Raw genomic sequence first — 13,606 nt, forward strand, 5'->3', positions numbered from 1 at the left:
GGTGCCTCACTCGGCAGTCCGGACTCCATCAAGAAATCCAGTCGGTGACGTAGATGTTTAAATGGCAAAAGCTGGGCAAGGTGTTCACGCCGCAAGATGTGACGGATCGCCCGTGGCTCAAGGAGTTTGCTCAGGCGCCAGCAACCCTGATTTTCGATGATTTTGTGCGCGTATACTTTTCCTGCCGGCCACCGGCAGACGAAGCCGGGCAATATGTGTCGCATTCCGCTTATATCGACGTGGACAGAGCTGATTTGTTCAAAGTCAGGCACATCAGCGAACGTCCCGTTCTGGAATTAGGTGGCCTTGGTGAATTTGACCAATTTGGTACCTATCCGATTTCCGTAGCAAGAGATGGCGATATCGTTCGGGCTTACTATGCCGGCTGGACTCGTTGCGAGTCCGTGCCTTTCAACGTCGGTATCGGCCTGGCATTAAGTACCGATGAAGGTCGAACCTTCGTGAAGGCAGGTCGTGGACCAGTGCTGCCATATTCGCCCGACGAGCCGTTTGTTTTGAGCGGTCCCAAAATTCGGCGCTTTAACAATACCTGGTACCTCTTTTACATCGCTGGCTCCAAGTGGAAGATAGCCGACGGGCGCGCTGAGCCTGTCTACAAAATAAGGCTCGCTACATCGGAAGACGGCATCCGTTGGACAAAGCTAAATAGAAACCTGATCAACAGCGTTGTCGAAGCTGACGAAGCACAGGCCAGCCCCGATGTGATTTTTGCCGGGGGGAAATACCACATGTTCTTCTGTTACCGGTATAGCACGAATTATAGAGGTAAAGAAAAAGGCTATCGAATCGGCTATGCGTCGAGCGTTGATCTGATCAACTGGCATCGCGACGATGCCAAGGCCGGCCTAACTGTATCGGATACGGGATGGGACAACGAGATGGTCAGCTATCCGCACGTCTTTGAGTTCGATGGCAAGACCTACATGGCTTATCTCGGCAATCAGGTCGGTCGCAATGGCTTCGGTCTTGCTATTCTCGACGGAAAGCTGGGTGATGTATGACGAAGATGCGCTGGAAGAAGCTAGGCAAGATCTTCGATCCCACCCGCCATCAGCTACCGGCAGGATGTGTCGAATATGCGCAGTCACCTCAAGCACTCGTTTTCGACGACTTTATCCGAATATACTTCTCAACTCGCGCCGTTGACACGAATGGCAAATACCTCAGCCATATCGCTTTCGTTGATATGGATAAGACAATGGATCGGATTGTTCGAGTTTCCGACCGGCCCGTTATAGAGCTTGGGAAACTAGGCTGTTTCGACGAGCACGGCATCTTTCCCATGAACGTGATACGACATGAAGGAAAGATCTACGGCTACTCGTGCGGTTGGAATCGAAGGGTTGCGGTATCGGTTGATACTGCAATCGGCCTCACCGTCAGTGATGACGACGGGTTGTCGTTCAAGAGGATCGGCGATGGGCCAGTTTTGTCTGCGTCGCTCGGCGAGCCTTGCTTGGTCGGCGATGGCTTCGTAAAGCTCATCAACGGCGCCTTCCACATGTGGTACATTTTCGGAACTGGATGGAAAGTATATTCCTCCGAAGCCGCGCCAGACCGCACCTATAAAATCGGTCACGCAACATCCCGGGATGGCATCAATTGGCAGAAGGAAGAAGCCCGACAGATTGTCGCTGATCGGCTTGGTCCAGATGAAAGCCAGGCTTTACCTACGGTCATCGAGATCGAGGGGCGCCATCATATGTTCTTTTGCTACCGGCAATCGTCAGATTTTCGCACGAATAAAAGCCGTGGCTATCAAATCGGCCACGCCTGTTCGGACGACCTGATTAACTGGTCGCGCGATGACGTCGAACTAGCAATCGAAGGAACAAGCGGTGAGTGGGATTCTGACATGCTTTGCTATCCGCATGTATTTGAGTCAGACGGTGCTATTTACCTTTTGTACAATGGAAACCAGTTCGGTCGGTATGGATTCGGCGCCGCGATCTTGGAGCGGACCGCTTGACCCCAAATTGGAGCCGCAACTTCGCTTCGGTAGGTGAGATAGCCCGACACTTGAATGAGTGTGGCGGGAATTTTGCAACTGGGCTCAGTGCAAGAATCGACATTGGGATCTATGCGCAGAAAATTCTTCTAAATGCCGAGCGCTTCGAGGCATGGTCGAACGGCATTTTAGTCGGATTCTTGGCTATGTATTGCAACGACGACAAGCAGAAGTCGGCATTCATTACGAATGTGAGCGTGCTTGAGGATTGGCGAGGCCGTGGAATAGCGGGGACGTTGCTTGAGCAATGCATCACTCACGCAGACGAAAAAGGCTTCGACACAATACGCCTTGAAGTAGAGGCAGCGAATGTGGCCGCAGTCGCAGTCTACGGAAAATTTGGGTTTGTGCCTTTGGGTGGCGGGCAGTCAACGCTCATGATGAAGATGGATTTGGGGGCAAAAAAGTGACCGACAGGCGTGACTATAACAATGAAATAAAAGACACGAGTGATCATCGTTATGCTTACAATTTCGATTTCGATGTAATGCATCATTATATGCTGAAGTCCTTTATTCCATTCTTTCGTCGGGGGAGTTTACTTGAGCTTGGAAGTTTTCGAGGCGATTTCACAAAACGAGTGATGCCGCATTTTGACGACGTCACCTGCGTCGAAGCATCCGACGAGGCGATAGCCATAGCGAAACGCGATCTAGGCGACGGGCTGATATTTATCAACGACGTATTCGAAGGCGTGACGTTGCCCAAGCGCTATGACAATATTCTGCTGACGCACGTTCTCGAGCATCTGGATGATCCTGTAAGAGTGCTTAGACGCGTCAACGAGGAATGGTTGTCGGAAGGTGGTAGGCTCTTCTTGGTTTGCCCAAATGCGAACGCTCCATCACGTCAGATCGCGGTCAAAATGGGTTTGATACGTCACAATTCGGCTATAACGCGAGCGGAGTTGGAACACGGTCACCGGATCACATACTCGTTGGACACCTTGGAGCGTGATGCTAAATTGGCGGGACTAAATGTGGTGCATCGCTCTGGCATTTTCTTCAAAGCGTTGGCCAATTTTCAGTGGGATCGGCTGTTGCAGACCGACATTATCTCCAGCGAATATCTCGAGGGATGCTATCAACTGGGACAAATCTATCCCGATCTTTGCGCCAGTATTTTCCTTATGTGTGAAGCTGGCGGGACGCGGTAATTGCGTCCAACTCCAATCTTCTTAAGTCCGGAGGGTATCGATGCCGCGTGTATCGATCTGTATTCCCGCATATAACCCTGATTATTTCGAGTTATGCCTTCGAAGTGCGCTGGCCCAGAGCTTTGTCGATGTTGAAATTCTTGTGTCCGACGACTGCCCGACCGATGCGATCAAGGTAATATGTGAGAAATATGACCCGTTTGTTCAATATAGCCGTAATGCAAATCCCGGGCCGGAGAGCAACGTGCGTCGACTGGTGGAGATTGCGAACGGCGAATTCATAAAATTCCTGTTCGATGATGACGTGCTCCATCCTTTTTGCGTACAATTCCTGTTGGAGGCACTCGATGCGACAAAGGATAGAAATACGCGCCTTGCGTTTTCGCCACGCCATCTGATCGACGAGCGAAATCATACGACTGGTTTCGTCAACCATTTCAACGCTTCCGGAGACGGCCTAAAAATGGTTTCCGGCCGTGATTTCCTAAGATTGACGGCCCTCAATCATGCGAATCTTGTTGGGGAGTACACAACGGCGTTATTTCGGAAGGCGGACGCATTTGATAGCGATGGACAATTCCGATTGTATCGCATGGAAGGTGATCTCTTCCGAGGCTTGATTGACCTGTCGGCGTGGGTTGAATTGGCTCAACTCGGCGATTTCGTCATCCATCCCACGCCGCTCTCGTACTTTAGGCGTCATGAGAAAGCCACCTCGAACCCGCAGATCAACTGGAAGTTCATCTATGCGATCACCTATTATGAGGACGTGCTTAATCTTGCCTTTGAAAAAGGCTATTTGCCAGCAAGCGATTTGCCTGCGTCATATCGCAACCTGCTGAATACCTACCGTTATTGGCAGAATTCATTCCCGCAGCTTAATGCAAGAATTGCACAGATCGAAGATGCATTGACATAGAGCTAGAATGGCACGCCCTAGGGGCGTGCCAACAGAATTGAATTCATTGCGCAAATTACGGGCGCAAATTGCCAATGTTTCCATGCTGTTCCGCTATTGTGGGCGCGTCCGGCGCGTCCGGCGCGATCGCGAAAGCGCTCGATGCTGCCGAGAAGGAGGCAAGGAACCTAATAGGGCAGCAAACCCCGCCAGCCGCCGCTAAAGCGCGCGCTAACGCTGCGCCGGTATCCAACATCGGGAATGGCCTTGCGCGCCTGTGCCTTCCATACGCCCCCACTCTCGCTCCAAGCCGGGTTTCGGGTTCCGTTGGTGCTTGGAACATCTTTAGGATGAATAATGCCAAAAAAGGTCCGTGTGGACTCAACCGCCATGCGGTATGCCCTTCAACCGTAAGAAATCCTTGGAGGGACTTATGTTTAAATTTATCGTTGCAATAGTGCTGGTCACCGCTTCTCTGACACCGCAGTCTTTCGCTGGCAGTTGCGACCATTCCTGGCAGAGAGCCAAGGACGGTTCAAGCTGCGGCGGTCGCGCATCTGACCAGCGCGACGGCGGCAACTAAGCCAACACGAAAATAAACTCAATCGAAAGGCTCGCTCACACGGGCCTTTCTCTTTGGTTGGCAACAGACATGATCACCGAAGCAGCAATTAGACGAGCTTTCCGCCGTTTCGAAGCCGGCGAGCGTCCTGAAACGTACGGCACACCCAAAGCCTGGTACGTCATCGACAATAGGTCAGGACGACTTTATCCCCTGAAGGCAATTTGGGCGTTAGCGAATGATGTCCCGACCCGCTCGTTCAACACCAGCACACCAATTGCTGAATTGCCACGGATCGGCGCTGGGTTTCAGGTCATCCGGTCCGTTTCGGAAAATGACGCAACCAACTTCCAAGCCGCAGTTCGGGCCTCTGCGTCAGAAAGCTCGACGGCACGACAAAAGCGACTGGCGAAGGCGCCGAAGAGGCCCGTTTTTTATTACCAAGCTGTTCGCGCGTATGTACGAAACCCAGACGTCGTGGCCGAAGCTCTTTTCCAAGCGAAAGGCACCTGTGGCTCATGCGGATCAAAAGCCCCGTTCGAGCGTCGATGTACGCCGTACCTAGAGGTGCATCACGTCAAACCTCTTGCCGAAGGCGGTGACGACACTCTTGAGAACGCGGTCGCGCTTTGTCCAAACTGTCACCGAGAAGCACACTTCGGATAACGTCTCAGTTAAAGTTCTGTACTTTTGCCCACGCGGTGATTTCCTTATCTATGCAGTATGCAATCATCGCGTACTTGTCGGCATGGTCTCCCCACGTTGCCTCACAACGCGCTTTGATTTCGATCTTGGTCTCGGTCGGAACGTCGCTCGGCTTGACGTCGCGAGCGAAGGACGGGGCAGTGGTTGCGGCCAAAGCACATACAGCAAGCAGCACTCTCATTAAATAAATCTCCGTTTGAACGTTTCATCTGACGCCGCACCCAAATCTGAATACTCGCGATGGGCGGCTCGCCATGGTCCCCCGTCGCATTTCGGAAGTTTCGGCACAATCGCAAATTATTATGATCGTTTCCGACGTCTTCTATGCGACCCCGGCACGCCCACAGATCGGTTCGGGGCTTTAGCCCCGCTTCATCGATGAAATCAGCAAGAGGCTAACGCTTGAAGCTAGCGCCACGATTCCTGCGATAGGCCATATGCTCGCTTTACTCTCCGCCGGGCCATCGAACAAAAACAGGGCGGACAGCGTGTACGCTCCCAAAGCGATCAGGAACGAAACAGCGACCGTGGCCATGGTTGGTTGGCGTACGCACAGGTTCTTGACGATAAAGTATGTCAGTCCGAATGATAGAATTGCGGTCGGCAGCCCATAGATCATCACGCCAAAGATTTGCCTGAAGAATATTTCTGACATCGATTCGCCCCCAAGAGTGGAAGGCAACCGTGCAGCTACTTCGATGCGGAGTCCAGATATGCAAATGTTGACGGTTGCTTGGCAGCTTTCAACGCGCTGCGCACAGTGTGCCGCCCTACTGTTGCTGATAGTGGAAACAGCCGTGGCGGGCGGCTATAAGACTCGCCCAACGCCGGACGGATATGCTGTCAGCAAGCCGGATGGGCAAATCGTTCATCACCACTACAATCAACGCCTTGGCGGCTATCCTGCCCCGCGCTGCCACCGGAACCGGCAAGCGGACGGATTGCTATTGGAAGGCCCCGCCCGGCAGACGGAACATGCCTGCTCGATGAATCGAGGGGGTTAGCTTGCCGCCCGCCGAAAAGCCCGAAAATTGAAGCGTCCAGTTCCATCCGGCATGGTTTCGAACGAGCAACTGACATCGTCCGGGTTGCCTTCCGCAAGATCGACCAGGCGGGCGGCAAGTTGCCGCAACGCGGCAGTGGCCTGGTTAAGTTCGCTTTTGGAAAAGAAATCGTCAGCCGGAATCTCGCTGCGGCTCTCGAATGCTGCAAGGCTGGTCTCTTTCATGGCGGGCTTCCTTTCTCTAACAACGGCGGCGCTCATGGCCGCCCCTTTTTGAGCGCAGCAATTTTCGCCCGGAGGATTCGCACTTCGGTAACAAGCTGCGCATGCGTGCGGCTTTCAAGCCTGCGCAGCGCTTCGTTGGTGACGCGGCGTTCGTCGTCCAGCAGTTTGGCAAGCTCGTCGCCGAGCGCTTCGCAAAATTCGGGAGGGACGAGAACCGGTTTGCCCATGGCGATCACCATCCGATTTCTTCGACAACGGCGATCCGGCCGGGCTTCCGCATTTGCCATGTTGTCAGGGCAAGCATCCTCAAGCCGATCAAGCCCTGTTGCCACAAGCTGACGGATGATTGCGCCATGACGTCCGGAACCGGCTGACTGTCGTTCAGGACGAGCACGGCGTCTTCCGAAATATCGAAAATCAGATCACCGGAAGCGACGGCTAAATCGTTTGCGTCGAGATAGGCGATTTGATCGGCAGCGAGCGCTGGGGCGTTGACGATATCGAGGCCCACCAGCCCCGGCGATGTCGTTAAAAGCTTCACGCGCGTTTCTTCCCGCATCAGCCATACCGGTCGAACAGCCGATGGAACCGCAGCCGCAAGCGCCGCCAAATCGGTGGACATGGCCGCAAGCCCGCCGCCTGTCTCGCCGGTAATCGGCGTGGCACCGAAGAGCAGCCCTGAAGGCCGGATGGCAGTCTCGGCGGTGGCGTCGAGAAGCGCCGTATCGACGGTGTTGCGGGTATCCTCGGCGATGGCGTCCCTCGCGACGATCTCGAAGTTTTCGGCGGAATAGGACGCCATTTCCTTCGTGAAACTGACGATCACACCGATTTTGTGCGGAAGCATTTGCGCAGACGTGAGCGTGGTTCTACGAACCGGAATTGCCGAATCCTCGGCAACCCAATCGCCGCTCATATCGCCTTCGCTTGATCGGCTTGGAAGCCGTGCAGCGCTGAAACCATCGAAGGAGAGGCTAACACCTGCGCGGCGCTGTAGCTGACTGTAGGTGGCGGCGGGAGCGAGTAGCGAGATCGGCGCGATTACCGCGCTAGCAGAGAGATCGGCGGCCCAACCCGCGCCGGTGGTTGCGGCCGGTTGGGTGACTGCCTTCGTCGGTTTTTTAGCAATCTCAATGATATTCTCGGCGACGGCCTGCGGATAGTGGGCCACCACAAAATCATCGATTGACCGGCGCGCGACCGTAGCCCGTAGCGATGCGGCCATGGCCTGAATAAGCGCTGCAGAAGGATCGGGCGATCGGCCTTGCGGGCGGTTTGCCTGCCGAAGCCCGTCAAGTCGCCTTTGCGCGCTGACGGCGGCAGATTTGGCGTGTTCGGTCTTTCGGGCGAGGTCTAAGAATTCGCTTCTTGAAACGGCGTCGTTCGACATAAAAAATCCCCCTCGCGTGGCTGGGGGATGGCCGTCGATCCGAATAGTGCCGTTCCCGCGCGGCCATCCCTGGGAAGTTCAATTAAAAAACTACCACGTTCCATAAAATCTGGCCAGCATTTTTGCAATTATAGCGGAGCTATAGGATTAAAATTAATCAACTGTGGGGTGCAGCCGATGCTGCTTCGGTTTCGAGGGGTCCAAATATTTTTTTCGCGAGTTTTCGTAAGAGAAAGAGGGGGCGGTCAGGAACCGGGTATGGCCTACTTTTCGAACTCCCCGCCCCGGGATGCAACCGTCCCGCGTATTTGACCAAGCGTGTGGCATTTAATTGCCGCCGCCTTAGGTTTTAGCCATACTAAATGTGCATATCTCATCAGCAGTACGGTGACCGCGATCTAGACCGAACGCCGGGAGAGTGGGCGTGGCCTTGGCTGGCGATCAAGTGGGACGGCGGCATTGCGCCAATTCCAGTCATTGACAGCAGGTGCAACAAATGGCCGGATTCGACCCTTCTCAGACCTTGCCGCGGAGAAGTTGACGGACAAGTCCAGACCCCGTTGCGGTCGTTCAGTGCCCATCGTAGCACGACGCTGTGCATTGCCTCGGAGGCCCACGCATCCTCCATCCGAAGGAAGGCTACTCCATTTGACGGAGACACGCGGAACGTGGCTCGGCACGCTAATTGTGGTATCTTAGTTGAAGAGGCAGTTGCTCATGCGTCGGCTACGGCATGAGCTTGGAGGAGTCCGGGGCATCGGCGATCGAAGATGCAGCCTCGTCCCAGGCGCTGTCGCAGCCAATCGGGCTGACTTACGACCGCACGCTTGATCTCGATCTGGGGAACAGGCGCTCGGTGAAACCACACACGTCTCGAGCGCAAGCAGGTCGCCTCTAAATCTGCGGCGGCGCTGAGCATCGGCTTGGATCCACCGCTCGCACCATGGAGGAACCAATGAAACCCACAATCGCGGCATGCGCCGCAGCGATGACACCTGTCAAAACAGCGCTTCTCTCCGGATTACTCCTGGGCTTAGCTCCTGGAGTCGTCCTCGGACAGCCGATCGAAAAGAAGGGGACCACGCCCTATGTCACGCATTTCGTTTTTCGGCCTTTGATGAGCATTGACATTCCCGGAGTCGGTACGGCCACCGCGCTGGAGGCGGTCGGGACCACCGAAAATATGAAGGGAGAGGCGATGCTCGACAAGATGTCAGCACATTGCACGGCGGTAAGCGTTGCTTCGGGCGACAAGAACTACATTGATGGCGCTTGTGTGCTGGCCGATCGGGACGGCGACAAGATCTTCTCGACCTTCGATACACGCGATCTCGACAAGTCGCAGCCGGAAATGGATTGTGGCACCCATATTATCACCGGCGGCACCGGCAAGTACGCGGGCATCACGGGGCGTGAGCCCTTTGCTTGTATAGCGATGCCTGCGCTGGCTGGTCCCGGCGGCTATACTGCGATGGACATCCCGCATAACACGACGTGGGAGATCAAATGACAGGAACCTTGATGTCCTATCGCAAACTCGGCGGCCGACAACCGGTCCCAACAAGGTTGAATGAGGGCCCGGCCCGACAGCCGGGCTTTTTTCTGCACGGGATCAATGGCTGATGAAGCACAGTAGACCTAGCACAAGAATCTTTGGGGACGTCCTCAGCCTTGCCCTGCAAATCGCAGGGGCCATTGGGGCGTCAATGTCCGTTCGTTGTTCATCTGCGTCATTCACCTGGCTCGAACAAATGACCACTTCCACCCATTGCTGCCATTCGATCTGACGCGGGCGAACGGCAGCAATTGGGCCGTAAGCTGCTGTGCTACCGAATACAGCGGGCGCGGACGCAAGTACGAAAACCCTTCCATAAATCGCACGGTTTCTGGAAATCGCATATTCGAGGCGCGGCTTGTTCTGAAATACGCGCCCGGCGACGTTGATAAAATCAAAGCGGGCGACGAAGCCGAGGGCGTTATTGCCGGGTTGCCGTTTCAGGCAGCACTTCGCAAGGCCGAGGCCAACCGCACCAACGCGTCGGCAAATCACGGCACGCTTTAGAATCGTAGACCGGACGGATTTCTAAAATGTCGGCACGCCGAAATCGATGCTTTACCCCGGCATCTATGAAAACGAAGTCATCTTGGAATGTCAGACCTGTAGCAAGAAAGTTACGCTCGTCCTCACCCTCAAGTATCGACACAACAAACATTTGATTCGCCCTATGTATTAGCTGAACGATACATACATTGATACACGCAAGTTAAATTTGTCCTTCCGTTTTGAGCAAGTCCTAGAAATTGTAGAATAGTTCTGGTCGGCGAGCGCCGCCGCCATATGAACAAAGGTCAGCGGGCAATGGTCGTGGCCATGGCAAACCCGGAAGGCCATCAGGGCAACGCCGCAACCTTTCCCCAAATGGGCGAGGTTTCAAATACCCATATTTCCCGCGCCGCGTCGTCTATCGCTATGCGCGTTCACGGCCTCGGCTGGCGATCTGTGGGGGTGCCCGCTTAACATGCCCGCTCCAATATTCCCGGGCATGCCGAACGCGATTGAACCATTCCAGGCGATGATAAATAGGTGTAGCTACGATCGTCATTCGATTTGCGATCGGAAGCTGAGAGGGCAAACCAAGATTGAAAACCGCGTTCCTGTTTATGGACGAGAGCAAAGCGCAATCCGGCGCGCGAGGAAAGTTGCGCGTCACCAAGCTTACAGGATTGCTTGTCCCTTCTGAATCACATCGCGCGTTTAGGACAGCTTACTACAATGCGCTGGTTCGAGTTCAACCGGCTCAGCACGCGACTGTTCCCGCTCTCCCGGAGGTACACGCTATGACCTTATTTAGCGCGCTACCAAACGTGAGCGACAGCGATCGAATTGGCTTTGCGAACGAATTGGTGGATATTCTCTTGAACCTGGAAATTGCGGTTCTCAACAGTGGTTACCTAACGAACAGTATGACCTATGCACGCTCAGAAAATCAAATAGTTGGCCTATGTTTCCTCAATTTCCTGTGGGCGCTACACACAACACTAGATGAGGCGATTATCTGGCCGGTTATGGAGACCGACAACACCCGAGAGCAGGATATGCATTTCGCCGGTTCGCTTCAAAACGTTGAACACTTGGTGTCACAAGCGCCCCGTCTCTCAGGCTCAGTTTCGATAAACTTCAAAAACTTGGGAGAAGTCCTATACGTCACAAAGCGTTCGGCGTTCGGGGCTACCGCTGACGTGATTGGTTACATCCTTCACAAACGGTGGCTAAGGCAGCAGGGCGTAAACCTTTCTGTGTTTGCCGGTGCCCTAGCAGATATCGCAGAACGACTACATCCAGTTTTGGTGGCCGATGAGATAATACGCATGAAGGTGGCGTAAAGAGCCCCGGTTATTGTGCGTGCGCACAGTGAGGCCGAAGCCCCGCGAACCTTCAACAACCGCTATGGCGACACGGCGGTTAGAATGCCGCGCCAATCAACGCCGGGCGGCCCGGCAATATCACGGACAATATCGCATACGAAACTCCCATGTCGCCTATCGTGCCGTTGCCGATGCGCTCGCAAGACGAAATCGACGCGCGGCTATTGAATCGTCTTCAGCGTCGTCGGCTTGCCGTTCAACCATCCATCGTCTTCAATCAGGCTGAACGCCTGATCGCGAGCCTCTAGAAATTCAAACCTTGTCATACTGCCAAAACGCTCAAGCGCGTCCTGGAACATTGATCTTTCCAAGTCGGCATAGAGCGCAGCAAGCCAGCGGCAACGGTAATCCGGCGTATCGGGATTATCTTGAAGCTGATCGAAAACATCCGAGAAATCGACATCTGGGAAGGCCGCGCCAAAAGCGCCGGTTGCCGTGTTGGTGTTTGCACACAACCTGTCCGCCAGAAACGCCGCAAGCGCCCCGTCTCGATCATTCATGCTCATGACCATGTTTATTCCTCCTGAATCGCCGGGCCGTCGCCCCCGGCGTTGGCGTCCATGCGAACCTTGATTCCGGGCTTTCGATGCCGTTCGCATCTCCTGTTCGGCGAAACGATGCCGCGCCGAACCGTCGTCGTTATTTCGAACATCGCGCCGCATTCGGGGCATGCGCTTGCCCACCGCGCGATTTCCGTCACGCGCCCGTTGTTGCGGCGTTCGAATGGCTGGATTGCGAAACAGACGTAGGCTTGGCTGTTGAACTCGACGTGGGTGCCGACTGTTATGCGCGCCATGGCCGAACTCCCATGCTTCCGGGAATGGCGCTCGGTCTGGATTTCGTGATGGGCCGATTTTTTGGGAGGCTCCCGAAATTTGGATTTTCGACCAATTCAAGACGGGTTCTGTCTTCTCTGTGCTTCTCGCTCATGACCTATATCCATATGGTAAATGTATATGTGTCCCTCTGACGGGACTGTGGATTTTGAAAAAACGCCCTCACGGTCCTTCTGGTGGGACTGTGAAGCCATGTTTCTCACGCCCTGTTGCCTTCACGGTCCCTCCGCTGGGACTGTTTGTCCTTCTGGCGGGACTGTTGTTTGAATTTTCGGGGGTCCATTTCATGAAGTCCTTGGTTGCCGTTCCCGGTCGGTCGTCCAATTCGTATTCGGTCAGTTGCCACTCGGTCGCGATGCGGCTTTTGACATTGAACCCGCTTTGTTTGACGAGAACGATGAAACCTCTTTCTTGAAGGCCTATAAGCGCGCGGCTCGCCGTACTCTTCGAAACATGGACGGCTTCGGCCAGTGTCCGGACTGCCATTCCGATACGACCATTGTTCTTGCCGTCGTAGGCCCATTTCAGTTCGAGATACGCGGCCCGCTCAATCGCGGATAGCGAGCGCCAAGCCGCCGAACGGAGCAAATACCCGTCCAGTGCAACGAACTTAGACTTGCCCTTGCGTTTGTGTCTGTTCGCCATTAGGCGCTCCCCGAAACGAATCGTCGTGATGAGGATGGGGGTGCTTGCGATAGGTTTCGGGTGATGCCATTATCGGGCCGTTCTCAAGGACCGTTGACATGCCCGAAGCCGCCGTGGTCGCAGCCCCGGTGGCTTCTCTCATTCGGCTGTTTTTTGTGAGGGCGGCTTTTTCGGGCGACCGCTGTTACGCTCAGTCGGTTCGGACAACGCCGAAGGCTTGAAGGCTACAGCCGCGTCCCGCTCTGCTGCTAGCCGTTCTTTCCAGAGCCTGTAATCGCGCTTGAACCAGCGAACGGAGCGTTTGCCGATCTTCACCGGCGGGGGGAATCGGCCCTCTCGGCAATCCGCCCAGACGCTCTGCCGTCTCTTGCCGGTGTCGTCTTCAATATACTTGTAATCAATGAAATCGAAGTCGTCTGGGTAGGTCTTCTCATCGATAGTCATCACCGGCGTCTCTCGCTTTTTTGAGGGGCGTTCCGTTACTTTTGGGAACGTTGCAAGAGAGATCGTGACGAAAATCTGCGCTGCAGCCAATCGAATTAATTTGAGGTTTCAACGTCGATTTATACATCTTTTCATATACTTACTTTAGTGGCACTAAAGGTTGGGATCGTCTTTCTATAGGGCTTCTAAAGTTTCGCGGCCTTATGGTTCAATTTTTTTGAAACAGCGCTTTTCGGCATCCCAAGAGCTGCTTGCGACGCGTGGAAAGCGCGTCAATATGATCCGCA

18 protein-coding genes are annotated in these 13,606 nt (G+C 54.5%); 9 read left to right on the plus strand and 9 right to left on the minus strand.

Going from position 1 to position 13,606, the window contains the following annotated elements; all coding sequences use genetic code 11:
• The first annotated feature begins 53 nt into the window (after window positions 1-53).
• The 6 genes from QA644_RS07320 (at window position 54) to QA644_RS07345 (ending at window position 5,311) form a co-directional block, all read left to right on the plus strand.
• Window positions 54-1,022 carry a glycosylase gene (locus QA644_RS07320; RefSeq protein ID WP_194729605.1) on the plus strand — a complete coding sequence of 323 codons (969 nt, stop codon included), beginning with the start codon at window positions 54-56 and terminating at the stop codon, window positions 1,020-1,022.
• Window positions 1,019-1,990: a hypothetical protein gene (locus tag QA644_RS07325; protein WP_283071694.1), complete on the plus strand. Its 972-nt coding sequence runs from the start codon at window positions 1,019-1,021 to the stop codon at window positions 1,988-1,990. The genes QA644_RS07320 and QA644_RS07325 overlap by 4 nt, the downstream gene beginning before the upstream one ends.
• Entirely contained in the window at window positions 1,987-2,439 is a 453-nt protein-coding gene (locus tag QA644_RS07330) for a GNAT family N-acetyltransferase (protein ID WP_283071696.1), read from the plus strand. Before QA644_RS07325 ends, QA644_RS07330 begins: the two co-directional genes overlap by 4 nt.
• Entirely contained in the window at window positions 2,436-3,185 is a 750-nt protein-coding gene (locus tag QA644_RS07335) for a class I SAM-dependent methyltransferase (RefSeq protein ID WP_283071697.1), read from the plus strand. The genes QA644_RS07330 and QA644_RS07335 overlap by 4 nt, the downstream gene beginning before the upstream one ends.
• A 40-nt stretch (window positions 3,186-3,225) precedes the next feature.
• Window positions 3,226-4,104, plus strand: a complete 879-nt coding sequence (locus QA644_RS07340; RefSeq protein ID WP_283071699.1) for a glycosyltransferase family 2 protein — start codon at window positions 3,226-3,228, stop codon at window positions 4,102-4,104.
• Window positions 4,105-4,735: 631 nt separating this feature from the next.
• On the plus strand, window positions 4,736-5,311 hold the full coding sequence (locus QA644_RS07345; RefSeq protein WP_283071712.1) for an HNH endonuclease: 576 nt from the start codon (window positions 4,736-4,738) through the stop codon (window positions 5,309-5,311).
• Between the two features lie 4 nt (window positions 5,312-5,315).
• Here the strand turns inward: QA644_RS07345 and QA644_RS07350 are convergent, their stop codons facing one another.
• The 5 genes from QA644_RS07350 to QA644_RS07370 all read right to left on the minus strand — a co-directional run bounded on the left by QA644_RS07350 (window position 5,316) and on the right by QA644_RS07370 (window position 7,968).
• On the minus strand, window positions 5,316-5,531 hold the full coding sequence (locus tag QA644_RS07350; protein ID WP_283071713.1) for a hypothetical protein: 216 nt from the start codon (window positions 5,529-5,531) through the stop codon (window positions 5,316-5,318).
• Between the two features lie 180 nt (window positions 5,532-5,711).
• The gene (locus QA644_RS07355) at window positions 5,712-6,005 is read right to left on the minus strand and encodes a hypothetical protein (protein WP_283071715.1); all 294 of its coding nucleotides are present in this window, start codon (window positions 6,003-6,005) and stop codon (window positions 5,712-5,714) included.
• Window positions 6,006-6,350: 345 nt separating this feature from the next.
• A complete protein-coding gene (locus QA644_RS07360; RefSeq protein WP_283071717.1) occupies window positions 6,351-6,578 on the minus strand; it encodes a hypothetical protein in 228 nt (75 codons plus the stop codon).
• Between the two features lie 32 nt (window positions 6,579-6,610).
• A complete protein-coding gene (locus tag QA644_RS07365) occupies window positions 6,611-6,805 on the minus strand; it encodes a hypothetical protein (protein ID WP_283071719.1) in 195 nt (64 codons plus the stop codon).
• A 5-nt stretch (window positions 6,806-6,810) separates the two neighbouring features.
• Window positions 6,811-7,968, minus strand: coding sequence for a phage major capsid protein (locus QA644_RS07370; RefSeq protein ID WP_283071721.1), 1,158 nt, complete (start codon window positions 7,966-7,968; stop codon window positions 6,811-6,813).
• 955 nt (window positions 7,969-8,923) lie between these two features.
• Here QA644_RS07370 and QA644_RS07375 point away from each other — a divergent pair.
• From QA644_RS07375 to QA644_RS07385, 3 genes are all read left to right on the plus strand, one after another.
• The gene (locus QA644_RS07375; protein WP_022715542.1) at window positions 8,924-9,478 is read left to right on the plus strand and encodes a hypothetical protein; all 555 of its coding nucleotides are present in this window, start codon (window positions 8,924-8,926) and stop codon (window positions 9,476-9,478) included.
• Window positions 9,479-9,685: 207 nt separating this feature from the next.
• Entirely contained in the window at window positions 9,686-10,030 is a 345-nt protein-coding gene (locus QA644_RS07380; protein ID WP_283071723.1) for a hypothetical protein, read from the plus strand.
• 578 nt (window positions 10,031-10,608) lie between these two features.
• Window positions 10,609-11,352: a hypothetical protein gene (locus QA644_RS07385; RefSeq protein WP_283071724.1), complete on the plus strand. Its 744-nt coding sequence runs from the start codon at window positions 10,609-10,611 to the stop codon at window positions 11,350-11,352.
• Between the two features lie 203 nt (window positions 11,353-11,555).
• Here QA644_RS07385 and QA644_RS07390 read toward each other — a convergent pair whose 3' ends face one another.
• The 4 genes from QA644_RS07390 to QA644_RS07405 form a co-directional block, all read right to left on the minus strand.
• Window positions 11,556-11,906: a hypothetical protein gene (locus QA644_RS07390; protein WP_283071726.1), complete on the minus strand. Its 351-nt coding sequence runs from the start codon at window positions 11,904-11,906 to the stop codon at window positions 11,556-11,558.
• A gap of 2 nt (window positions 11,907-11,908) precedes the next feature.
• Window positions 11,909-12,190, minus strand: a complete 282-nt coding sequence (locus QA644_RS07395) for a hypothetical protein (RefSeq protein WP_283071727.1) — start codon at window positions 12,188-12,190, stop codon at window positions 11,909-11,911.
• A gap of 202 nt (window positions 12,191-12,392) precedes the next feature.
• Entirely contained in the window at window positions 12,393-12,875 is a 483-nt protein-coding gene (locus QA644_RS07400) for a helix-turn-helix domain-containing protein (protein WP_283071728.1), read from the minus strand.
• Window positions 12,876-13,013: 138 nt separating this feature from the next.
• Window positions 13,014-13,319, minus strand: a complete 306-nt coding sequence (locus QA644_RS07405; protein WP_283071729.1) for an AlpA family phage regulatory protein — start codon at window positions 13,317-13,319, stop codon at window positions 13,014-13,016.
• Window positions 13,320-13,606 lie beyond the last annotated feature (287 nt).

The organism is Rhizobium sp. CC1099, assembly GCF_029714385.1.
Lineage (GTDB): Bacteria > Pseudomonadota > Alphaproteobacteria > Rhizobiales > Rhizobiaceae > Rhizobium.